Below are 21,429 nucleotides of genomic sequence, written 5' to 3'. Positions count from 1 at the left end.
GATGAACAGTTTCGATCCGGCCGTCGTCGCGGTGCGCAGCGCGCACTTCATCGGCGGCGCATTCATCGACGGCGCGGCGGCGCTCGACGTCCGCAGGCCGTCCGACGGCCACGTGTACGCGACGCTGCCGATCGCCGACGCGACGCTCGTCGACCACGCGGTCGAGAACGCATGGCACGCGTTCAAGACCAGCGACTGGGCACGCCGCGCGCCGCGCGAGCGGGCGCGCGCGATGCGGCGCTGGGCCGACCTGATCGAGGCGGATGTCGCGACGCTCGCGCCGCTGGAAGCGGTCGGCTCGACCCGGCCGATCGCCGACGCGGCGCGCTGGGACGTGCCGTTCACCGCCGAAGGCATTCGTTTCTACGGCGAGTGGGCGGACCGAATCGGCGGCGAAGTCGCCGCCACGCGCAGCGATCATCTCGGGATGACGATCGCGGAACCGTACGGCGTGATCGCGGCGATCGCGCCGTGGAATTTCCCGCTGGTGATGGCGTCGTGGAAGATCGCGCCGGCGATCGCGGCCGGCAACGCGGTCGTGCTGAAGCCGTCCGAGATGACGCCGTTCTCGGCGCTGCGGCTCGCCGAACTCGCGATCGAGGCGGGGATTCCGCCCGGCATCTTCAACGTCGTGCAAGGCGACGGCCGGACGACCGGCGACGCACTGTGCCGGCATCCGCGAATCGGGAAGGTGACGTTCACCGGCTCGACGCAGACCGGCGCGGCGATCATGGCGGCGTGCGCGCAATCCGGCACGAAACCCGTCACGCTCGAACTCGGCGGCAAGAGCCCGCAGCTCGTGTTCGCCGATGCGCCGAACCTCGATACGGTCGCGCGGCGCGTCGCCGCCGCGATCGCCGGCAACGCGGGGCAGGTGTGTGTCGCCGGTTCGCGGCTGCTCGTGCAGCGCGGGGTCGAAGCGCGCCTCGTCGACCGGGTTGCGGCCGCGTTCGCCGAGTTGACGCCGGGCATGACCTGGGCGGCCGGCACGACGCTCGCGCCGATCGTGTCGCAGCCGCAGCTGCAGCGGATCGACGCGATCGTGCAGCGCACGCTCGAAGGCGGCGCGCAGGCGGTCGCGGGCGGCGCGCGCATCGCGCTCGCCGGCGACGGGGCGTTTTACGCACCGACGATCCTGACCGGCGTGACGACGCAATCGCCGGCCGTGCGCGACGAGATCTTCGGGCCGGTGTTGACCGTGCAGACGTTCGACGACGAGGACGAGGCGCTCGCGCTCGCCGCGCACGACAAGTACGGGCTCGCGGCCGGCGTGCATACGGCCGATCTCGGGCGCGCGCTGCGGATGATGCGCGGCCTCGAGGCCGGCACCGTGTGGATCAACCGTTATGGCCGCACGTCGGATTTCGTGATCCCGACCGGCGGCTACAAGCAGTCGGGCATCGGCAAGGATCTCGGTCGTTACGCTTACGAGTCGAACCTGCGCTTCAAGAGCGTGCTGATCGACATGTCGGTGGAGGCGTGACGGATGGCGTCGGCGCATGCCGAGCAGGGTGTGCTGCCGCGGCCGTGCAAAACAGCGTTTGATGCGCGCGCCGCGCGCCAATACGCGGCAATTGCGCTTTTTGGCGATGATTAAATGGTTTTCACCGGGCGGCGATCGTCCGAGCGCGGAATGCTCACGAAGGATCCGATGAAATTCGAATCGTACTGGCTGGATACCCGACCCGCCTTTGGCGCCGGTAGCGAAGGGCGCGTCGAAGGGCGTGCTGACGTGGTCGTGATCGGCGGCGGCTTTACCGGATTGTCGGCGGCGCTGGCGCTCGCGCAGCGCGGCGTGTCGGTCGTGGTGCTCGAAGCCGCCCAGGTCGCGGCGGAGGCGTCCGGCCGCAACGGCGGTCAATGCAACACGGGCGTCGCGCAGGACTACGCGTCGCTTGCCGGCCGAATCGGCGCCGAGCAGGCGAAGCAGTTCTACCGCGCGTACGAAAGCGCGGTGAAGAGTGTCGAGACGATCGTTGCCGACCATGCGATCGACTGCGATTTCCGGCGCGCCGGCAAGCTGAAGCTGGCAGCGAAGCCGCAGCATTTCGCGGGGCTCGCGAAGACCTTCGACGCATTGCGGCGCGACGTCGATCCGGACATCGAACTGATCGAACCGTCGCGGATCCGCGACGAGGTCGGCTCCGACGGCTTCCACGGCGGCCTGTTGCAGCGCAACGGCGCGCAGATGCACATGGGCAAGTTCGGTGTCGGACTCGCGCAGGCCGCCGCGCGGGCCGGCGCACGCATCTACGAGCATGCGGCCGTCACGCAACTCGAGCGGCTCGACGGCGAGCGCCACGCGATTACCTGCACGCGCGGCACGATCGTGGCCGATCACGTACTGGTCGCGACCGGCGCATCGCAGCACGGGCCGTTCGCGTGGTTCCGGCGGCGCATCGCGCCGGTCGGCAGTTTCATCGTGGTGACCGAGCCGCTGCCCGACGCGCAACTGAACCGGCTGCTGCCGCATCGCCGCGCGTACGTGACGTCGCGCCAGATCGGCAACTACTTCCGCGTGACGCCCGACAACCGGCTGCTGTTCGGCGGCCGCGCGCGCTTCGCGATGTCGAGCCCGCGTTCGGATGCGAAAAGCGGCGACATCCTGCGCGCCGGGATGGCCGGTTATTTCCCGGCACTCGCGAACGTGCGGCTCGACTACTGTTGGGGCGGCCTCGTCGACATCACCGCCGACCGCCTGCCGCGCGCGGGCCAGCACGAGGGTGTGTATTACTCGATGGGATACAGCGGCCATGGCGTGCAGATGTCGGTGCACATGGGCCGCGTGATGGCGGACGTACTGTACGGCGCGGCCGCATCGAATCCGTGGCGCGAGCTCGACTGGCCGGCGATGCCGGGCCATTTCGGACACGCGTGGTTCCTGCCGTTCGTCGGCGCGTACTACCGGCTGCAGGACATCCTGCACTGAATGATGAACAGCGACGCGGCGGGCCGGCCGGTGTGCGGGCCGCTCGCGCGACAGGAGGGTTGCAGATGACAGGGCGATTCGTTCGTCTCGCCGAAACCGGGCGCCGTCCGGTTGCATTCAGCGTCGACGGCCGCGCGGTGACCGGGCTCGAGGGCGATACGCTGCTCGTCGCGATGCTGACGCAGACCGGCCACGTGCGGCAGTCCGAGTTCGGCCCCGAGGCGCGGGCCGGTTTCTGCCTGATGGGCGCGTGCCAGGACTGCTGGGTCTGGACCGCCGACGGCGAGCGCCTGCGCGCGTGCACGACCGTCGTGCAGCCGGGCCTCGACATCGTCACCCGCCAACCGGAGGCGCAATGGTCGAGCCTCGCGTAATCGTCGTCGGCGCCGGGCCGGCCGGCGTGCGCTGCGCGCAGACGCTGGTGGCAGCCGGCGTGCGGCCGCTCGTGATCGACGAAGGGCGGCGCGACGGCGGCCAGATCTACCGGCGTCAGCCCGACACGTTCTCGCGCCCCTACGAAAAGCTGTACGGCACCGAGGCCGTGCGTGCGCAAGACCTGCACGACACGTTCGAGCGCCTGCGCGCGTCGCTGGACTACGCGCCCGATACGCTCGCGTGGAACGTGTCCGGCGGCGCGCTCTACACCGCGCACGACGGCGTGTCCGAGCGCCGCCCGTACGACGCGCTGGTGCTGTGCCCGGGCGCAACCGACCGGCTGATGCCCGTCAAGGGCTGGCAGTACGCGGGCACGTACAGCCTGGGCGCGTCGCAGATCGCGCTGAAGGCGCAGGCCTGCGCGATCGGCGCGAACGTCGTGTTCATGGGCTCGGGCCCGCTGCTGTATCTCGTCGCGCACCAGTACGTGCAGGCCGGCGCGAACGTCGCGGCCGTGCTCGACACGTCGCCCGCCGCGAACCGGCTGCGCGCGCTGCCGAAACTGCTCGCGCGGCCCGACGTGCTCGTGAAGGGCATCGCGCTCACCCGTGCGCTGAAGCGCGCCGGCGTGCGCATCGAGCACGGGATCGAGCCGCTCGAGATTCACGGCGATCCCGCGCAGGGCGTGTCGGGCGTCAGTTTTCGCACGGCCGACGGCACCGCCGCGGTCATCGATTGCGACGCGCTCGCACTGGGCTACCACCTGCGCGCGGAGACGCAGCTCGCGGACCTGGCCGGCTGCGCGTTCCGCTTCGACGGCGACACGCGGCAATGGCTGCCGCAGCTCGACGACCTGGGACGCGGCTCGGTCGCGGGCGTCTATCTGGCCGGCGACGGCGCGCGCGTGCTCGGCGCGGACGGCGCGGAAGCGGCGGGCCGCCTCGCGGCGCTCGCGGTGCTGACGGATCTCGGGCGGCCGGTCGACGCACGCGCGGTCGCCGCGCTGCAGCGCGAACGCGCGAAGATGGGCCGTTTCAGCGCGGGACTCGCGCAGGCGTTTCCGTGGCCCGCGCAACAGGCCGCGACGCTGTCCGACGACACGATCCTGTGCCGTTGCGAGGGCGTGAGTGTCGGCGAGCTGCGCCGCGTGATCCGCGACGAAGGCGCGTGCGAAGCGAATCGCGCGAAGGCGTTCAGCCGCGTCGGAATGGGGCGCTGCCAGGGCCGCTACTGTGGCCACGCGGGCGCCGAGGTGATCGCCGCCGCGGCCGGCGTGCCGCTCGAAGCGGTCGGCCGCCTGCGCGGGCAGGCGCCCGTGAAGCCGCTGCCGGTCGCGCTGCGTGCGGCGGGCGGGCCGCCCGCGCCGCGGGCCGAAGCCGCGACGATGACGGGGGACGAATGATGCGGGCCGATGCGGATGTCGTGATCGTGGGCGGCGGCTTCATGGGGGCCGCGGCGGCGTTTTTCCTGCGCCGGCGCGGCCGCTCGGTGATTCTGCTCGAACGCGGGCTGATCGGGCAGCAGGCGAGCGGCACCAACTTCGGCAATGTGCGACGCCAGGGCCGGTTCCTGCCGCAATTGCCGCTGGCGAACCGCTCGCGCGAGATCTGGGGGCGAATGCCCGAACTGATCGGGCACAGCGCCGAATTCCTGCAGACCGGGCACGTTCGCGTGTGTTATCGACAGGAGCAGGACGACTCGTTCGACGTTTATGCGCGCGAGGCCGCGCAGGTCGGGCTGAAGCTCGACCTGTATCGCGGCGCGTCGATGCGCGCGAAGTTTCCGTTCCTCGGCCCGGAGGTGCTGAGCGCGTCCCATTCGGCGCTGGACGGCCATGCGAACCCGCGCCTCGCCGCGCCGGCGTTCGGCCGCGCGGCGGCGCGCGCGGGTGCGCGGATCGAGGAGAACACCGCGATCGCGACCGTCGAGAAGGACGGCGATACATTCCGCGCGACGAGCGAAGACGGGCGCGTGTTCTGCGCGCCGAATCTGCTCGTGACGGCCGGCGCGTGGGGCAACCAGCTCAGCACGCAGTTCGGCGAGCCGGTGCCGATCGCGGTCAACGGGCCGCAGATGTGCGTGACGGAGCCCGTGCCGTATTCGATCCTGCCGTCCGTCGGCGTCTCGTCGCCGCATATCGAGGAAGTCGTGTACTTCCGGCAGGTCGAGCGCGGCAACATCGTCATCGGCGGCTGCGCGCGTGCGCCGGCCTATCTCGACGAACGGCGCGCGAAGGTGCTGCCCGAGAGCACGCTGCTGCAGTTCACGCAGCTCGCGCGCGTCGCACCGGCGCTGACGCGGCTGAACATCATTCGCGTATGGAGCGGCGTCGAGGGCTACATGCCGGACGATCGGCCGATCATGGGACGCAGCGCGAAGGTCGACGGGCTGTATTACGCGTTCGGTTTCTGCGGGCACGGTTTCCAGCTCGGGCCGGGCGTCGGCGACACGATGGCGGAGCTGATCGACACGGGGGCGACGAGCACGCCGATCGATCCGTTCGCGATCGCGCGTTTCGCGGCGCCGGCCGACGCGACGCACGCGACGACCTGATGGAGCCTCGCATGGCCGACGTTTTTCATTCTGCTGGTGAGCCCGCGTCGATCCGCCCGTTCGGTGTCGCGCAGTCCGTGTCGCATGCCGTCGGCGGTGCGCTGCGCATCATCGAGACGTCGTACGCGCAGCCGTTGAGCATCGAGGCGCTCGCGACGGTCGCCGGGCTGAGCGTGTCGCGGTTTGCCGCGCGTTTCCGCAGCGAGCTGGGCGTTTCGCCGCATCGTTATCTGTGTCTCGTGCGGGTCCGGCGTGCGCAGGATCTGCTGCGCGCGGGGCTGCCGCCGTCGGTCGTCGCGACCGAGGTCGGTTTTTTCGACCAGAGCCATCTGTGCCGCCATTTCCGTCGGGTGCTTGGGCGCACGCCACGCGATTACGTCGACGGGCCGAACGCGGCGCGACCGAATTCGACGACGTCGGGATCGTGTCCCGGACCGCGCGAGACGGAAACGCTAGCCCTTCGGTGAGCCCGGACACGATGACACCGAGCCCGCGCCGATTCATCTCGCACCTGCGTACGAACGATCAGTCTTTCCGCGTGTCCGGTTTCTGAACACGGTATGGCGCGAGGTGGTTCGAATTGCCGTCCCGCCATTGTTCGAGGTCGCGCCACAGCGCCGGGCGTGCATGGTCGCGTCGCGGCAGATTGATCAGGTACGCGATGCCATCCACGTTGACCACCACGCCGGAGTCGGGCAGGGTCGTCGGAATGCCGGAAAGCGGTTGATCCGCATCCGGTTCGGCGGGCGTGCCTGCGCTGGACGGGCGTTGAAACATCATGCGAATTCTCCGTGGCGCCTTGACGGCGCGTCAGTATCGGACACGCCCGATCAAACCCAGCGGGTCGATCGCGTGCTGGACGGCAGCGGCGAGCTGCCGCGGTTCGGCCGGGACAAGCTTCCGGTAGTACGCGACATTGACCGGGCCGACGCCATGTTCCGCGCTGAAGCACCCGCCCGCGCGCACGACGCGGTCATACAGCGCGCCGCGCAGCGCAACCTGTTGCAGCGGTCCGTACCGTTGCGCAATGGCGTGCGGGATCGACACGACGAGATGGCAGCCGCCGTCGCCGAAATGGCCGAACGCATGACAGCGCAGCGACGGATGCGCGGCCGCGATCCACTGCTCGGCGCCGGTGATGAATTCGGCAAGCGCACCGCGCGGAAACGACACGTCGAACGACAACGGGATGCCGCCTTGCGCGACCGCGGCCGGCAGTGCATCGCGGATCCGCCAGAAGCGTTCCGCCGGCGCGCAGGCCGCGTCGAGCACCACGCGTTCGTTCGCGAGCGCGTCGAGCGTGGCAAGGGCGCGCTCCTCGAGCAACGCATCGAGCCCCGGCATGCCGGTCGCGATCTCGACGAGCGCGTAGCACGCGGCATCGCCGACCGCGAACGGGACGCGCAACGCCGGAAACGCGGCGGCGACACAACCGACCGCGGCAGCCGACATGAATTCGAACGCCGACAGCATCTCGCCGAACGCACGCTCGAACGCGAGCAGGCCGGCGAGCGCCGCCTCGTACGACGCGAACGCGACGAACGCCGCACAGGACGAGCGTTCCAGCGGCGCGAGCGCGAACGATACGGCCGTCACGAGCCCGTTGGCGCCGTTCGCGCCAATGAAGCACTGCGTGACGTCGAAGCCCGCGTTGCGCTTGCGCAGCGGCGCGAGCGCGTCGATCACGGTGCCCGCCGCGTCGGCAAGCACGACTTCGATGCCGAGCACGTTGCGGCGCACGTCGCCGTACTTGATGAGACGGCTGCCGCCCGCGTTGGCACCGACGAGGCCACCGGCCGCCGGATCGCTGCCGAGATCGATCGGCAGGCACAGGCCGGCTTCGGCCGCCACACGATTGAGATCGGACAGGCGCACGCCGGCCTCGACCGTGATGCTGCGATTCGCCGGATCGAACGCGCGAATGGCGCGCATCCGGTCGAACGACACCACGCACTGCGTGCCGCTGCGATCGGGCACGGCGGCGCCGACGAGCCCGGTGCGTGCGCCCTGCGCGACGAGTGCGACCCGGTGCGCGACGGCGACGCGCGCGAGCGCGCTCGTGTCGGCGGTCGATGCCGGTCGCGCGACGCCCAACGCCACGCCGCCGATCAGCGCCGCGTCGGTCGCGTAGGGCTCGCACGATGGGCCTTCGAGCCAGCCGTCGCCGAGCGTCGCGGCGAGCGCGCGCTGCTGCGCAATGCGTTCGGGCAGCGCGTTCATCGTCAGTTCGCCCGCACCAGTTGCTTGCGCAGCCGGCCGCGCACGACGACCAGCGCGAGCAGCGGCACGACGCCGCCCCACAGCGGGCTGTGCCGCATCGTGATCGATACCGCGAGCGCGACGGCGGTGACGGCGAGCAACACGAGCGACAGCGAACGCGCGCGTGCGTGGTCGACGAACGCGCCGTCGACGAAACCGCCGTCCGACCACGCGGTGTGCACGATACCGACGACCAGCACGCACACGAGCATCGCGGCCGGCCCGAGTTCCTCGCCCCACAGGCGGCTACCCGTCGGCGACACGATCGTGAGCACGGCGCCGATCACGAGAAACAGGTCGACACCAAGCGCGATGCTGTTGCGGTCCGCGCGGCGGATCAGCCACGCGCCGTGCACGAGCGCGAGCACGCCGCCGATCAGGAACGCGTGCGTCCAGCGCACGTCAGGCTGCCCGGGCCCCAGCCGGCCGTAGAACAGGAACACGATCGCGGGCAGGAAGTTGCTGGCGTGCAGAAGGTAGTCGGTTATGGGATTGGTCGATTTCATCGGGATTTTCTCCATCGTCGAAACAGCGGGCGACGCGTCATGCGTCGTGCCAGCGGAACAGCCGCGCGGCGGCGAACAGGAACAGCGCCGTGCTCGCGGTCATGCCGAGCAGTTGCGGCGCGAGTTGCGCATACGGCGCGCCATCGACCAGCGCGCCGCGCAGCGCAACGGCGAACTGGTTGGTCGGCAAGAACGCGAGCACGGCCTTGAGCCATGCCGGTGCGTCGTGCATCGGAATCGTCAGGTCGCTGAAGAACAGCAGCGGGTAGTAGGTGACGTTGCACGCGAGTTCGGCGGCCGCCAGCGAGCGGGTCCGGCTCGCGAGCAGCACGCCGATGCTCAGCACCATCGCCGCGCCGAGCAGCACGATCGGCAACGCACGCAGCCCGTCGGGCGTCGCGATCGGCAGCGCGATGCCGAACGCGACGCGCGCGACCGTCAGCAGCACGAGCGCCGACAACGCCATCATCACCATCCGCGCGACGATCAGCGCGGCCAGGAACACGCCGCGCGAAACCGGGAAGCACACGTACAGCTTGAACGTATTGCGTTCGCGCAGCGCGGCGATCGCGGTCGTCGTCGAGTTGAGGCCGATCGCCATGAACGCCATCACGAGAATGCCGGTCGCGAAGAACGCGCCATAGTCAAACGGGCGGCGCGCCGGTGCGGCGTTCTCGAAGCGCGCCTGCGCGGCGGGCAGCCCGAGCCGCTGCGCGTCGCAGCGCGCGAGTGCGATCTCGACGACCCGCGATGCGGCCTTGACCGCGAGCGAGCCGTTGAAGTCGTAGCGGATCGTCGCCGGCGTGCGTTCGTCCGCACCCAGCACGACGGTGACGCGATCGGCCGCCGCGCCGCTGCCGCCGAAGGTCGCCTTGACCGTATCGCTGTGCGACAGGCTTGCGACGATCTGCGCTTCGCATGCACGGCTGTAAGCGGTCGGGCCGCCGGGCACGTCGAACGCGATGTCGGCCGTGCCGAGCGAGCCGGACCCACCGAACGCGAACAGCATCACGCTCAGCAGGAACACCGGGAACACGAGCGTCCAGAACAGCGACGAGCGGCTGCGCAGATAACCGAGCAGTTCGTTGCGAACGAGGATCAGGAAGACCTTAGTCATGGGCAGGGCCCTCGGTGCAGAGACGCAGCAGGTCGCCCGGCGTGCTGGGCGCGAGCGCGAGATGCTGGATGCCCCGTTCGCCGACGATCCGGTGCACGTTCGGGTGCAGCGTCGCATCGCCGAACACTTCGACGACGTGCGCCGCCGACACGCGCACGCCGGTCACGCCGGGCAGCGCCGCGAGCCGCTTGCGCAGCGCACGCGCGTCGGCTTCGTCGCGGCAATGCAGGACCGCACGCGCTGCGCCGACGAGTTCCGCCTGCAGCGTCGCCTTGTCGCCCTGGTAGCGCACGCCGCCGTCGCGCACCCACACGAGATCGTCGACGACGGCCAGCTCTTCTTCGGCGTGGCAGATCATCGCGACGCTGGTGCCGCGCGCGCGGTCGCGCAGCAGGTCGATCACGACGCCCGCATAACGACGGTCGAGGCCGGTGAACGGTTCGTCGAGCACGGCCAGTTCGGGCCGGTGCGCGAGCGCGACGTAGAGGTCCACGCGCTGGCGCTGCCCCTTCGACAGCGCGCGGCACGGCTTGTCGAGCAGTTCGGCGATGCCGAGTGCGTCGGTGATCGCGGCATCCGCATGCACGTACATCGCGCGGTGCAGCGCGACGATCTCCGAGATGCGCAGATGGTCGGGGTATTCGACCTTCTGCAATTGCGCGCCGAGCCGCCGCAGCGACGGCGTATCGCGCATGAAGCGCTCGGCCGGCACGTCGAGCACGCGCACGTCGCTGCCGCCGCGCCGGAAGCCGAGCAGCGTTTCGAGCAGCGTGGTCTTGCCGGAGCCGTTCGGCCCGACGATCGCGGTGATCGCGCCGAGCCGGAACCGGACATGCCGCGCGGAGAAGCGGAAATCGCCGGCCGCGACGTCGATCGCGCGTGCGCCGAGCGCCGCGCCCGGCGCATGCGCATCGGGCAGCGGTTGCGTGCCCGTGCGCTGCGGCCGGTCGAATGCGGTGTGCGGGCCGAACATCGCGCGCACGGAAGCGAGAAACGAGACGCTCATGGTCGGGATCCTGTCAGTCGAACAGCATGACCTGCGTATCGCGCGCGCCCCGGTACGGGTTGCGGCCGTGCGCGACCAGCATGTTGTCGACCACGAGCACGTCGCCGGCCTGCCACGGGAACGACAGCTCCTCGTCGTCGAGCGCGTCGTAGATCGCGGCGAGATCGTCGTACGGCATCGGCGAACCGTCGCCGTAGCGGATCTCGTACGGGAACGCGGCGCGCTCGCCGTACATGCGCTGCAGGTAGCGGTAGCTGAGCTCGCCCATCGAGCGCGGATTCGGGTGCTGCGCGCTCGCCTGGTTGAACCAGACGGTTTCGCCGGTGCGCGGATGCGCGCGCAGCGCGCTGCCGACGTGCGACACGGTCACGCTGCCGTCGTCGAGCCAGCGGCAGCCGACGCCGCGCTCCGCACACAGCCGCTCGACCTCGTCGCGCTCGGCGGTGCCGAACGCGTCGTCCCACGGCCGGTGGTACGCGGCAAACGGCAGGTTCGGGTTGGCGGCGAGCCCGTCCGCGCGATCGCCGGGCGCCGCGAAATTGCGCAGGTACATCACGCCGCGTTCGGCGAATCGCTCGCGCAGCGCGGCCGGCACGCGCGCCGTGACGCGCCGCATGTCGCAGATCGGCGTTTCGCCGCCCGCGTCGGCCGGCTGCCGGCAATAGAACGCGACGAGGCGCGGGAACGCGGGCATGTAGGCCATCTCCTGGTGCAGCCCGATCTTGAACGGCGGCGGCATCCGGGTCGACTCGTAGACCTGGCCGTCGATCTGCCGGCGCGGCGCGGCGCCCGCCGTGTAGCCGTTCGCGTGCGCCGGATACAGCGCGCCGAGGCGGCCGAACGCGGCGGTGTCCGGCACCGCGAAGCCGCGCCACAGCAGCGCGCCGCACGCGTCGAGCAGCGTGTCGATCGTGTCGAGCCGCGAGCGGTACCACGCGACGAACATGTCCGGCGAGGTCGCGAGTTCGGCGCTGCGTGGCGTCACGCACAGCGGCAGCGTCGCGCCGGGCGCGACCGCCGAGCAGTGGACGTCGTCGGCGCCGAGCCGCACGGCGGCGTGCGCGGCGAGGAAGGCGAGATCGGTCATCGCTCAGGCCAGCGCCGGTTTCTTCAGCAGGATTTCGAAGCCGAGCGCGCCGAGCCCGGCGCTCGGGCTGTAGATCGACGCGACGTCCGCGAGGCCGGCTTCGGCGACGAGCGCATGCGCTTCGTCGAGCGTGATCTTTTCCTCGACGTGGGTCGGCGGATAATCGGCGGCCGCGCGCATCTCGGTGAAGCGGTCGAGCAGGTGCTGCGGCGCGTCGCGGCGCATGTCGTGCACGAGCGCGATGCCGCCCGGTTCCAGCACGCGATACATCTCGGTCAGGCTGAGCGCCTTGTCGGGCAGGTGGTGCAGCGTCGCGCGGCCGACCGCCATCGTCAGCGTGCCGTCGTCGAACGGCAGTGCGAGCGCGTCGCCGACACGCATCTCGACCGTGTCGTCGAGGCCCAGCTCGTGGATGCGCGGCCGGCCTTCGTCGAGCATCGCCGGATCGAGGTCGATGCCGACGTAGCGCCAGCCGCGCATGGCCGGATCGGTCGCGAGCCGCACCGGCACGACGCCGGTGGCCGTGCCGATGTCGGCGATCACGCCGGGCGTCATCCCGCGCGCCAGCTGGCGGATGCGGCTGATGAACAGCAGGTCCCACGGTTCGAGCGTTTCGGTGGCGAAACGATCGTAGTCGTTCGCCGGGCGCAGGTTCTTGAGCAGCATGACGTTCCTTTTACGAATGGGTGAGAGGATCAGAGCCAGCCGACCGGCACGGCGGCCAGCAGCCGTCGCGCGGTCGCGCTGTTGACACCGAACGCGGGGCGGCGGCTGCGCTCGACCGCATGCGCGGCCATTGCCGCGATGCGTGCGCCGAGCCCGATGCCGACGCCCCAGGATGGCGCGGCGACACCGAGTTCGAGCAGCGTCGCGGCGGTCAGGAAATCGATGTTCGGCCGCAGCGCGCGCCGCGCGTCGGCTTGCGCGCAACAGGCGTCGAACAGCGTCACGTACGCGCCGTCGAAGCCGTGCGCCGCGAACAGGCGGCGCATGTGCGGCGGCCGCGGATCGGCGACGAACAGCGGATGGCCGAAGCCGTACAGCGTGCGTTTCGCGTCGAGCACCGCATCGATCGCGGCGCGCCCGGCCGCGTCGAGCGCGGCGGCCGGCGCGCCGGTGCCGCCCGGGACCGACAGCGCGAGCGCGCCGAGCCAGTGCATCGCTTCGAGTGCGGCACCGACGTGCGACGGTCCGCTCGCGAGGAAGCCGGCCGCGATCGCCTGCGTCAGCGTGACACCGGTGCCGATCGCGACACGCGGCGCGAGCACGGTCGGCGTGATGTAGCCGAAGCCGGCGTGCCAGGCGACGAGCAGCATGTCCATCGCGGCTTGCGCGGACGCATCGGTGCGCGTCGCGCCGGTCAGCACGAGCATGCGGTGCGCTTGCGTCGCGGCGGCGTCGAGCCCCACGGTGCCGAGGGCGGCGAACGGCCGGCCCTCGATCGCCGCATGCAGCAGGAACGGCGCGGCGGCCGCGCACAGCAGCATCGCGTCGAGATCGGCGTCGTCCGGCGCGTTGCCGTGCATGCGTGCCAGCACGTCGTCGAAGCCGCGCAACAGGCCGGACGCGGCCGCGAACACCGGCGCGACGCCCGCCGCGCCGAGATTCGCGGCGACGAACTGCGCGGCCGATCCCGGTGCCAGCGCCGCCGCGAATTCCGCCAGCCGCGCGCGGATCACCGCTTCGTGTGCGCCGTGTTCAACGCTGCCGGGCGCGACGTCGAACCACAGGTGCGCGAGCGCGCCTTCGAACGTCGTCGCGCCGATCAGCGCGTTCAGGTCGAGATCGCGCACGCGCAGCGCTTCGGGCTCGAGCGTCGCGCCGTCGATGTCGGTGCCGCGGTGGCGGGTCGCCGGGCGGCCGAGCAGGTTGCGCGGTGCATCACCGGTCGTGGCGGCCGCGCCGGAATCGAGTGTCGTGTCCATGTCAGTCCGCCTGCACGAGTTCTTCGCAACTGACGCTGATCGCCGCATGCGCCATCGTGGCGATCACCGCCGCATGCTGGTCGACGACGGGCAGCACGTTCGCGAAGTAGTAGCGCGCGCTTTTCAGCTTGCCGCGATAGAACGCGAGTTCGGCGGGCGTATCGGCCGTGTCGGGTGCGTCGAGCCGGCGCGCGGCGATCGTCGCCGATTCGAGCAGCACCCATGCCGACGTGACGACGCCGAACATCTCGAGAAAACGCGTGTAGAACTGGCTGCTGCGATGCGTGTGGCCGTCCTGCACGTCGCGCGCGATGTCGTCGAGCGCGGCGGCGATCCGGTCGGCGCCCGCGCGCAGCGCGTCGAACAGCGGGCGCAGTTCCGCGTGCGTGCCCGCGTGATGCTGGCGTGCCAGGAAGGTGTCGAGTTCGTCGCGGTAATACTGGATCAGCCGCGAATGGCGGCCGAAACCGAGCTTGTCGCGCACGAGGTCCTGCGCCTGGATGTAGTTCGTGCCTTCCCAGATCGACAGGATCTTCACGTCGCGCGCGTTCTGCTCGACCGGGCTCGCGTCGGTATAACCGAGCCCGCCGTGCACCTGGATCGCGGTTTCGCAGATCCGCCACGCCTGGTCGGAGATGAACGCCTTGCAGATCGGCGTCAGCAGCAACTGCAGCTTGCGATGACGCTCGATCTCGGCCGGGTCGGCGTCGGGCGTCGCTTCGAGCATCGCCGCGCGCGTCGCGGTCGCCGCGAGCTTGCCGAGCAGGCCGCGGCAGCCGTCGACGCGGCTTTTCATGTCGACGAGCATGCGCTGCACGTCCGCGTGCTCGACGATCGCGACGCGTGCGGCGCTGGTGTTCGACGCGCGTTCGATCGGCCGGCCCTGCAGCCGGCGGCCCGCGTATTCAACCGCATGCAGGTACGCGCTCGACGCGACGCCGACGCCGAACATCCCGGTGCTCATCCGCGCCTGGTTCATCAGCGGCATCAATTGCAGCAGGCCGACGTTGCGGCGGCCGCCGAGCAGCCAGCCCCTGGTCGTGCCGTTCGAGCCGAACACCAGGTGCGTGTTCGCGCAGCCCTTGAGCCCCATCTTGCGCGGCAGGCCGATGCAGTCGACATGGTTCGGCTGCAGTTCGCCGGTTTCCTCGTCGGGCCAGAAGCGCGGCACGACGAGGCACGACAGCGAGAACGAGTCCGGCGACGCGGTATCGATGCGGCCGAGCACGAAATACAGCGTGTTCTCGGTCAGCTCATGCATGCCGGCCGAGATGTAGACCTTCTCGCCGTCGATCGCATAGATATCGCGTTCGAGCGGCGTCGCACGCAGCGCGACCGCGGTGAGATCGGTGCCGGCCTGCGGTTCGGTCGCGCAGAAGCATGCATCCCAGCGGTACGCCTCGAGTGGCGCGATCAGCGTCTTCTGATGCGGCGTGCCGTGCATCTGCAGCAGCTTGATCGCCGGGCGCGTGAAGCCGCCGTAGGTCATGAACGACGGATTCGCGCCCATGAACATCTCGTAGATCATCTGCGTGACGATCGGCGGCAGCCCGTGCGTGGTGCCGAACAGCGTGTTCGACCATTCGTCGCGAAAACGTGCCCAAAGCGCATGGAAATGCGACGGAATGCGCACCTGGCCGTCGTCGAGCAGCGTGCAGCCCTCGGCGTCCGCCTGCTGGTAGCTGCGGCCGAGGTCGAGCGCGAAGTCCCGCGCGCGTTCGAGCAACGCGTCGATCGACGCGCGATCGTGCGTGCTGTACGGCCCGTGTTCGAGAAAGCGCTGGTCGGCCTCGAACAGTTCCCACAGGAAAAAACGCAGCTCGCGCAGGCTTACCTTGTAGGCACTCATCACGCGTCTCCTTCGATATCGAGCGCGGCATCGAGGCCGCCGGCCAGGTCGACGACGGCGGCAGCCGCCGCGCCATGCAGCGCCGTGTCCCAGACGAGCACCGTGCGGTGCTCGCCTTCGTCGAGCGCGCCGGCGAGCCGGATCAGTGCGGCGGCCGATTCGGCCGACGACAGGTGGCCCGAGCCGTCGTGCTGGATCCGCGCGCCGAGCGGGATCGACGCGGCATCGGCCACGCGTGCCGCGAAGCCGAGATCGAAGCCGGGCGGCACGCACCAGTCGATCTGGCCCGCGCGCAGCTTCGCGCCGTCGAGTGCGCGGCGGATCGCGCGCGCGGCGACCGGCGCGAGCGTGTCGCGCAGCGCGGCCGGCGCGTCGGCCCACGGATCGGCGATCGACGGCCCGTATTCGACCGCGACGGACCGCACGCCGCCCCAGACGGCCGGCTCGGGCGCCGGGCCCGCGCGCGACACGAGCAGCGCGGCGGCCGCGTCGCCGTAGCCGACCAGGTCGCCGAACTGGCGGAAGAACGGATAGAGCCACTTGTCGCTCAGGATCACGAGCGCCTGATCGCCTTCGTCGAGCAGCCCGTCGAGCAGCATCAGCGCCGAATACCAGCCGAGCGTGCCGTTCTGGCCGAGCGCGAACGGCGTCACGCGTTGCAGGCCGAGTTCGTACTGCATGCGGCCGACCACCGAATCGCCGATGCCTTCGTTGAGCGCGCAGCTCGCGACGATCACGTGGGTCGTGCGGGCGAGCTGCCCGGAGCCGAGCTGGTCGCGCAGGTCGAGCGCCGCGTCGGCGGCGAGATCGGCGAGGCTGCGCCCGGGCGGCGCGACCCGCAGCGTGGGCCGGCCGCCCGGCGCGAGGCGTGTGCCTTCTTCCGGCGTCAACGCACCCATCCCGCGCGGTCGCGCAAAGCGCGCCTGCGGCAACAGCAGGTGGCGGTAGCCGGGATGGCGCTCCTGCGCCTGGATCGCGCTGAACATGACGGCGGGCGGCAGCACCACGACGCCGCCGGACAGCGCGAGCGTGCCGGGCGCGGCGACGCGACGTGCGCCGAGGCAGGTTTCATCGAGCGTCGACAGGGTCATGCGGCGGTCTCCTCGAGGTTCGTGCGCGCGAACGTGTCGCGATACTGGGTTTTCAGTGCCGGGCGGTCGATCTTGCCGTTGGGGTTGCGCGGCAACGCCGGCAGCGGTTCGACGACGAGCGGGCTCATGTAGGTCGGCAGTGCGTCGCGGCAGGCGCGCGCGATGTCGGCGCGGCACGCGTCGGCGTCCAGCGTCGACACGACGCATGCGGCGATCGCCTCGCCGAGCGCCGGGTGCGGGACGCTGAACACCGCCGCTTCACGGATGTGCGGCAGCGCGAACAGCACGTCCTCGATCTCGGTCGGGCTCACGCGATAGCCGGATGTCTTGATCATGTCGTCGCCACGCGCGACGAAGTACAGGTAGCCGTCCGCGTCGCGCCGCACGATGTCGCCGGACCACACGGCGACGTCGCCGCGCGGGATCTCGGCGTGCCGGCGCGGCAGCGCGCGAAAGCGCTGCGCGGTCAGCTCGGGCCGGTTCCAGTAGCCGAGCGTGACGAACGCGCCGCGATGCACGAGTTCGCCGGGCTCGTCGGCCGCGCATTCGCTGCCGTCCGCGCGCAGCACGAGGATTTCCGCGTTCGGTACGGCCTTGCCGATCGACGTCGGGCGCAGCGCCGCGTCGGCCGGCGCCAGGTAGGTCGAGCGGAACGCTTCGGTCAGCCCGTACATCAGGTACGGCGCGGCATGCGTGAACAGCGCCTGCAGGCGGTGCAGCAGCGGCGTCGCGAGATGGCCGCCGGTGTTCGCGAAGCGGCGGATTCGCGTGCGCGCGGTGTCGCTCCAGTCGGCGGACGCGAGTTGCATCCACAGCGGCGGCACGCCGGTGATCGACGTCACGCCGAGCGCGTCGCAATGACGCGGCACCTCGGCCGGCTGCAGGAAGTCGAGCGGCGCATAACACGCGCCGGACGCCAGCGCGGTCGTGAGCTGGCTCAGGCCCGCATCGAAGCTGAGCGGCAGCACGCCGAGCACGACATCGTCGTCGGCCAGCCCCTGGTACGCGGCCACGCTGAACGCGCCCGACACCAGGTTGCGATGCGACACGACGACGCCTTTCGGCTTGCCGGTCGAACCGGATGTGTAGAGCAGCGCGGCCGGATCGTCGTCGACCGGCCGGCCGGCGATGGCCGGCGCCGGTGCGTCGCCGGGTGCGGCGATCGCATCGGCCAGTTCCTCGATCAGCAGCACGTGCGTACCGACCAGCGACGCGAGTGCCGGCAGGCGCTTGAGCCGCTGCGCGCCGGTCACGAACAGCGCCGCGCCGCTGTCGGCGACGATGTGTTCGATCTGCGCTTCCTTCAACTGCGGATTGACCGGCACGAAGATCGCGCCGAGGGCGTTGGCCGCGAGCATCGCGACCACGGTCTCGATGCGCTTCGGCGCGTAGATGGCGACGCGCTCGCCGGGCAGCACGCCGCGCGACGCGAGTGCGGCCGCCGCGCGCCGGACCGCGCGCACAAGCTGTTCGTAAGTCATCGCGCCGCGGCCGTCGGCATACGCGAGATGCTGCGGCCAGCGCTGTGCGCCGTGCTCGAGCAGGTCGGCGACGCTGATCAGTGCGTTCATGATCGGCTCCTCTGGGTGTTTTAGGCGGGCCGCACGTACACGTGCGCGGCGTCGTGGGACAGGAAATGCGCCATCGAGTACGTACGGTGATAGGCGCCGCAGCGCGCGAACACGGCGATGTCGCCGACCTGCGGCGGGGCGCCGGTGTCGTCGCGGCCGATCACGTCCGCGCGGCTGCAGGTGCTGCCGACGTAGATCGTCGGCACGCCGCGTGCTGGCGGCGCGGGTGTGCGGCGCACGAGCGACGGCGCGGCCAGGCGGCGCATCACCGATTCGGTCTGCGCGAGCAGGAACGCGTGCGACAGGCCGCCGTCGCAGACGGCAATCGTGCGGTCCTGCCACGCCTTGACCGCGACGACGCGCGTCGCGAACACGCCCGCGTCGGCAAAGATCGCGCGGCCGGCTTCGTGGGCCAGCGTAAAATTTCTGGCCAGCGGCGCCAGCGCGGTCGCATAGCGCGCGAACGCGGCATCGCCCGGATGATCGTCGGCGAAACCGCCGCCGAGGCTCAGCGAGCCGAGCGGCGCGCCGTTGGCCGATGCGAGATCGCGTGCAAGCGCCGCGAGCAATTCGGGCAGCGCGAGCGTATCGGGCTGCGTCGCGTCCTGGCGGATGAACGAATGCGGGCCGGAGAACACGTGCAGCCCGGCTACGGCCAAGCCGGCGGCCGCGAGCGTCCGTACCGCGTCGTGCGCTTCGTTCGGCGTCATCCCGAAGTGGTCGTGCCACAGCGCGCGTGCGTGCTCACCGGCCAGCGCACCGGCATTCAGGCGCAGCAGCACCGGGCCCGGCGTGCTGCCGCCGGCCGCTGCCTCGCGCGCCAGCGGCACGAAGCGCGCGACCGCGTCCGGGTTGTCGAGCACGAAATGGCAGCGTGACGCGAGCCCCGCGCGCATGAACATCTCGTCCATCGACGGATTGTTCAGGTAACGCGGCGTCTTGATCCGGCCGATCACCGCGTCGAGTTCGCCGCGACTCGCGAGTTCGACACCGTCCTCGTACGCATGCGCGCAGCGCGCGAGCATGTCCTGGTTCGGGTTCGCCTTCAGCGACACGATCAACTTCGTGCCGAGATGCGCCTTCAACGACCGGTAGCGCGCGATCGCGACTTCCGGCTCGTACACGTAGCATGGCGTGCGCAGGTCGGCGATCCATGCGTGATCGCCGGCGGCCGGAAGCGGGCGGTCAGGCGTCATGGCGGCCCACCGGATGAAGCGTGGCGGCCGCATACGCGCCGCAGTTCGACTGCATCACGCCGAGCACGCGCTTGCCGCGCGCCACCGCGTCGAGCCCGACGTCGGCCAGGTTGATCGGGAAATCCGAACAGCACGCATGGCCGCGCGCAAAGATATTCTCCGCATACAGCCGCTCGGCCGGCACGCGCATTGCGCGGCACAGCGCGTTCCAGCCGGGCAGGTCGGCGTTGTGCGGCAGCACGAGTTCGTACGCATCGAGCGCGTGCGGCTCGAGCGCGACCGCCGCATCGATCGCCTTGCGCGTGTACGGCCACTCCATCATGATCAGGTCGGCTTCGTTCGCGGCGACGGTATCCGAGCCGCGATGCCATTTCGCGTGCGTCTCGATCGCGATGCCGCCGAGCCGGTTTTCCGTGCTGTTGCGCGCGATCAGCATCGCAGCCGCGCCGTCGCACTGCACGCCCGTCATCTGCCGCATCCGGTAATCCTCGCCGTACACGCGGTCGGACGACACGACGAGCGCCGCGTCGAGCTGCGGATGGCGGCGCATCAGCGCGCGGACCGTCTCGATGCCGGCCGCCACCGACACGCAGTTCAGCTGCGCGACGGAGCCGAGCCACAACGGCTCGATGCCGAAATGCGCGGCGAGTTCGTGCGGCAGGCTGCGCGGCGCGGGCGGCACGCTGAACTGCTGCGTGTGCACGTGCACGATCGCGCCGACGTCGGACGGCTGCACGCGGGCCGTGTCGAGCAGGCGGCCGGCGGCGGCGATCGCGAGGTCGGTCTCGCTCGTGTCGAGCGCCATGTGGAAATAGCGGCTGCCCGACTGCGCGATCGCCGCCGCCCGCTGCGCCGGGTAGTCGCGCTCGGCGGCCCAGGCCTCGATATCGACGGGCAGGCCCGGCAGCTCGTAGGCCACCGCGTCGATGCCGATCCAGAAGCCGGGGTCGCGGGATGCGTGGGAAGAGGGCATCGTCATGTCAGTTGAGCGGCATCGCCGCGTAGTCGAGGACGTCGAGTTTTTCGAAGGTCGCCTGCACGGTCGGCGTGAGCAGGCCCATCTCGCGGATCGTCGGCACGAGGCGCCGGAAGATCGAGCGCCGGATCGAACTCGACACCGGCGACTCGCGCACCATCGCGCTGCATTCGCGCTTCGACAGCCCCATCGGTTCCCAGATGTCGTCCGCGCACAGGTGCTCGTACAGCACGGCCGCGCCTTCGCAGACGAACTGCTCGCGCTCGCGCAGCTCGGTCGCGCTCATCTCCGCATACACGCGGCACAGCGTGATCCGGCCGACCGCGAAGTGGCGCGATTCGTCGCGCTGGATTCGCACGAACAGATCCTTGATGAACGGATCGGTGCTGTATGCGACGACACTCTGGAAGATCGACAGCGCGATGCCCTCGACGAGCACCTGCATCCCGAGGTTCGTCATGTCGAGCGCGCTGCTCGTGATCGTGTCGTGCAGCAGCCCCTTCAGCGAGCGGCTCATCGGGTAGCTGACGTCGAGCTTCTCGTTGACGAGCTTCGCGTAGGCCTCGACGTGGCGCGCTTCGTCCATCATCTGCGCCGCCGCGCACAGGCGTGCGCTCAGGCCGGTCTCGGCCGACGCGAGCTTCGACGCACAGATCAGCGCGGCCTGCTCGCCGTGCAGGATCTGCGACAGCAGCCAGCCCTGCGCGTGATGGCGCACCTCGCGCTTGTCGGTGTCGGACAGCTTGCCCCACAGTTCGGTGCCGTAGATCAGCAGCGTCGGATCGGGCATGCCGAGCGGATTGGCCGGGTCGAGCTCGTGGCTCCAGTCGACGTCGGTCGCGACGTCCCACTGCGCGGCCTTCGCTTTTTCATACAGCCGGTTCAGCGCCTCTTCGCGCAGCGCGTAGTCGTTCGACATCAGCGCATCGACGGGCATCGACCAGCGGATATCGGCCGTGTCCTGCATAACGGTGAGCGTTTGATTCATG

20 protein-coding genes are annotated in these 21,429 nt (G+C 70.6%); 6 read left to right on the top strand and 14 right to left on the bottom strand.

Features of this window, described 5'->3' with window-relative positions; all coding sequences use genetic code 11:
* Position 1 precedes the first annotated feature (1 nt).
* The 6 genes from ACTRWB_RS17700 to ACTRWB_RS17675 all read left to right on the top strand — a co-directional run bounded on the left by ACTRWB_RS17700 (position 2) and on the right by ACTRWB_RS17675 (position 6,324).
* On the top strand, positions 2-1,483 hold the full coding sequence (locus tag ACTRWB_RS17700) for an aldehyde dehydrogenase family protein (RefSeq protein ID WP_446902682.1): 1,482 nt from the start codon (positions 2-4) through the stop codon (positions 1,481-1,483).
* Positions 1,484-1,651: 168 nt separating this feature from the next.
* Entirely contained in the window at positions 1,652-2,929 is a 1,278-nt protein-coding gene (locus ACTRWB_RS17695; RefSeq protein WP_446902681.1) for an NAD(P)/FAD-dependent oxidoreductase, read from the top strand.
* A 65-nt stretch (positions 2,930-2,994) separates the two neighbouring features.
* Entirely contained in the window at positions 2,995-3,303 is a 309-nt protein-coding gene (locus ACTRWB_RS17690) for a (2Fe-2S)-binding protein (RefSeq protein ID WP_343491760.1), read from the top strand.
* On the top strand, positions 3,285-4,706 hold the full coding sequence (locus ACTRWB_RS17685) for an FAD-dependent oxidoreductase (protein ID WP_446902680.1): 1,422 nt from the start codon (positions 3,285-3,287) through the stop codon (positions 4,704-4,706). Before ACTRWB_RS17690 ends, ACTRWB_RS17685 begins: the two co-directional genes overlap by 19 nt.
* Positions 4,703-5,857: an NAD(P)/FAD-dependent oxidoreductase gene (locus tag ACTRWB_RS17680; RefSeq protein WP_446902679.1), complete on the top strand. Its 1,155-nt coding sequence runs from the start codon at positions 4,703-4,705 to the stop codon at positions 5,855-5,857. The genes ACTRWB_RS17685 and ACTRWB_RS17680 overlap by 4 nt, the downstream gene beginning before the upstream one ends.
* 11 nt (positions 5,858-5,868) lie before the next feature.
* Positions 5,869-6,324 (top strand): helix-turn-helix domain-containing protein, encoded by a 456-nt coding sequence (locus tag ACTRWB_RS17675; RefSeq protein WP_446902678.1) that lies wholly within the window; start codon positions 5,869-5,871, stop codon positions 6,322-6,324.
* A 58-nt stretch (positions 6,325-6,382) separates the two neighbouring features.
* Here the strand turns inward: ACTRWB_RS17675 and ACTRWB_RS17670 are convergent, their stop codons facing one another.
* From ACTRWB_RS17670 to ACTRWB_RS17605, 14 genes are read right to left on the bottom strand one after another with little or no spacing between them, the layout of a single operon-like run.
* Complete coding sequence (locus tag ACTRWB_RS17670) at positions 6,383-6,637, bottom strand: hypothetical protein (RefSeq protein ID WP_446902677.1); 255 nt, start codon at positions 6,635-6,637, stop codon at positions 6,383-6,385.
* A 30-nt stretch (positions 6,638-6,667) separates the two neighbouring features.
* On the bottom strand, positions 6,668-8,077 hold the full coding sequence (locus ACTRWB_RS17665; RefSeq protein WP_446902676.1) for an FAD-binding oxidoreductase: 1,410 nt from the start codon (positions 8,075-8,077) through the stop codon (positions 6,668-6,670).
* Positions 8,078-8,079: 2 nt separating this feature from the next.
* Complete coding sequence (locus tag ACTRWB_RS17660) at positions 8,080-8,622, bottom strand: permease (protein ID WP_446902675.1); 543 nt, start codon at positions 8,620-8,622, stop codon at positions 8,080-8,082.
* 37 nt (positions 8,623-8,659) lie between these two features.
* Positions 8,660-9,739 (bottom strand): ABC transporter permease, encoded by a 1,080-nt coding sequence (locus ACTRWB_RS17655; RefSeq protein WP_129518313.1) that lies wholly within the window; start codon positions 9,737-9,739, stop codon positions 8,660-8,662.
* Positions 9,732-10,745 (bottom strand): ATP-binding cassette domain-containing protein, encoded by a 1,014-nt coding sequence (locus ACTRWB_RS17650; protein WP_048248949.1) that lies wholly within the window; start codon positions 10,743-10,745, stop codon positions 9,732-9,734. The genes ACTRWB_RS17655 and ACTRWB_RS17650 overlap by 8 nt, the downstream gene beginning before the upstream one ends.
* 13 nt (positions 10,746-10,758) lie before the next feature.
* The gene (locus ACTRWB_RS17645; protein ID WP_048248948.1) at positions 10,759-11,832 is read right to left on the bottom strand and encodes a TauD/TfdA family dioxygenase; all 1,074 of its coding nucleotides are present in this window, start codon (positions 11,830-11,832) and stop codon (positions 10,759-10,761) included.
* A 3-nt stretch (positions 11,833-11,835) separates the two neighbouring features.
* Positions 11,836-12,498, bottom strand: coding sequence for a class I SAM-dependent methyltransferase (locus tag ACTRWB_RS17640; protein ID WP_048248947.1), 663 nt, complete (start codon positions 12,496-12,498; stop codon positions 11,836-11,838).
* A gap of 29 nt (positions 12,499-12,527) precedes the next feature.
* Positions 12,528-13,757, bottom strand: a complete 1,230-nt coding sequence (locus tag ACTRWB_RS17635) for a citrate/2-methylcitrate synthase (protein ID WP_446902674.1) — start codon at positions 13,755-13,757, stop codon at positions 12,528-12,530.
* A gap of 1 nt (position 13,758) precedes the next feature.
* The gene (locus ACTRWB_RS17630; protein ID WP_446902673.1) at positions 13,759-15,606 is read right to left on the bottom strand and encodes an acyl-CoA dehydrogenase; all 1,848 of its coding nucleotides are present in this window, start codon (positions 15,604-15,606) and stop codon (positions 13,759-13,761) included.
* Positions 15,606-16,697 (bottom strand): hypothetical protein, encoded by a 1,092-nt coding sequence (locus ACTRWB_RS17625; RefSeq protein WP_446902672.1) that lies wholly within the window; start codon positions 16,695-16,697, stop codon positions 15,606-15,608. The genes ACTRWB_RS17630 and ACTRWB_RS17625 overlap by 1 nt, the downstream gene beginning before the upstream one ends.
* Positions 16,694-18,268 carry an acyl-CoA ligase (AMP-forming), exosortase A system-associated gene (locus ACTRWB_RS17620; protein WP_446902671.1) on the bottom strand — a complete coding sequence of 525 codons (1,575 nt, stop codon included), beginning with the start codon at positions 18,266-18,268 and terminating at the stop codon, positions 16,694-16,696. Before ACTRWB_RS17620 ends, ACTRWB_RS17625 begins: the two co-directional genes overlap by 4 nt.
* Positions 18,269-18,288: 20 nt before the next feature.
* Positions 18,289-19,464, bottom strand: coding sequence for a PLP-dependent decarboxylase (locus ACTRWB_RS17615; protein WP_446902670.1), 1,176 nt, complete (start codon positions 19,462-19,464; stop codon positions 18,289-18,291).
* Entirely contained in the window at positions 19,454-20,443 is a 990-nt protein-coding gene (locus ACTRWB_RS17610; protein ID WP_446902669.1) for a 3-oxoacyl-ACP synthase, read from the bottom strand. The genes ACTRWB_RS17615 and ACTRWB_RS17610 overlap by 11 nt, the downstream gene beginning before the upstream one ends.
* Position 20,444: 1 nt before the next feature.
* The gene (locus ACTRWB_RS17605; RefSeq protein WP_164992170.1) at positions 20,445-21,428 is read right to left on the bottom strand and encodes a ferritin-like domain-containing protein; all 984 of its coding nucleotides are present in this window, start codon (positions 21,426-21,428) and stop codon (positions 20,445-20,447) included.
* Position 21,429: the final 1 nt, after the last annotated feature.

Source organism: Burkholderia sp. YIM B11467 (genome assembly GCF_052952715.1).
The sequence above is the reverse complement of the archived record's forward strand: the minus strand, read 5'-3'. Positions and strand labels throughout refer to the sequence as shown.

Coding starts and splice junctions, on each gene's coding strand:
- ACTRWB_RS17700 (WP_446902682.1), top strand. CDS start 2: ATGAACAGTTTCGATCCGGCCGTCGTCGCGGTGCGCAGCGCGCACTTC.
- ACTRWB_RS17695 (WP_446902681.1), top strand. CDS start 1,652: ATGAAATTCGAATCGTACTGGCTGGATACCCGACCCGCCTTTGGCGCC.
- ACTRWB_RS17690 (WP_343491760.1), top strand. CDS start 2,995: ATGACAGGGCGATTCGTTCGTCTCGCCGAAACCGGGCGCCGTCCGGTT.
- ACTRWB_RS17685 (WP_446902680.1), top strand. CDS start 3,285: ATGGTCGAGCCTCGCGTAATCGTCGTCGGCGCCGGGCCGGCCGGCGTG.
- ACTRWB_RS17680 (WP_446902679.1), top strand. CDS start 4,703: ATGATGCGGGCCGATGCGGATGTCGTGATCGTGGGCGGCGGCTTCATG.
- ACTRWB_RS17675 (WP_446902678.1), top strand. CDS start 5,869: ATGGCCGACGTTTTTCATTCTGCTGGTGAGCCCGCGTCGATCCGCCCG.
- ACTRWB_RS17670 (WP_446902677.1), bottom strand. CDS start 6,637: ATGATGTTTCAACGCCCGTCCAGCGCAGGCACGCCCGCCGAACCGGAT.
- ACTRWB_RS17665 (WP_446902676.1), bottom strand. CDS start 8,077: ATGAACGCGCTGCCCGAACGCATTGCGCAGCAGCGCGCGCTCGCCGCG.
- ACTRWB_RS17660 (WP_446902675.1), bottom strand. CDS start 8,622: ATGAAATCGACCAATCCCATAACCGACTACCTTCTGCACGCCAGCAAC.
- ACTRWB_RS17655 (WP_129518313.1), bottom strand. CDS start 9,739: ATGACTAAGGTCTTCCTGATCCTCGTTCGCAACGAACTGCTCGGTTAT.
- ACTRWB_RS17650 (WP_048248949.1), bottom strand. CDS start 10,745: ATGAGCGTCTCGTTTCTCGCTTCCGTGCGCGCGATGTTCGGCCCGCAC.
- ACTRWB_RS17645 (WP_048248948.1), bottom strand. CDS start 11,832: ATGACCGATCTCGCCTTCCTCGCCGCGCACGCCGCCGTGCGGCTCGGC.
- ACTRWB_RS17640 (WP_048248947.1), bottom strand. CDS start 12,498: ATGCTGCTCAAGAACCTGCGCCCGGCGAACGACTACGATCGTTTCGCC.
- ACTRWB_RS17635 (WP_446902674.1), bottom strand. CDS start 13,757: ATGGACACGACACTCGATTCCGGCGCGGCCGCCACGACCGGTGATGCA.
- ACTRWB_RS17630 (WP_446902673.1), bottom strand. CDS start 15,606: ATGAGTGCCTACAAGGTAAGCCTGCGCGAGCTGCGTTTTTTCCTGTGG.
- ACTRWB_RS17625 (WP_446902672.1), bottom strand. CDS start 16,697: ATGACCCTGTCGACGCTCGATGAAACCTGCCTCGGCGCACGTCGCGTC.
- ACTRWB_RS17620 (WP_446902671.1), bottom strand. CDS start 18,268: ATGAACGCACTGATCAGCGTCGCCGACCTGCTCGAGCACGGCGCACAG.
- ACTRWB_RS17615 (WP_446902670.1), bottom strand. CDS start 19,464: ATGACGCCTGACCGCCCGCTTCCGGCCGCCGGCGATCACGCATGGATC.
- ACTRWB_RS17610 (WP_446902669.1), bottom strand. CDS start 20,443: ATGACGATGCCCTCTTCCCACGCATCCCGCGACCCCGGCTTCTGGATC.
- ACTRWB_RS17605 (WP_164992170.1), bottom strand. CDS start 21,428: ATGAATCAAACGCTCACCGTTATGCAGGACACGGCCGATATCCGCTGG.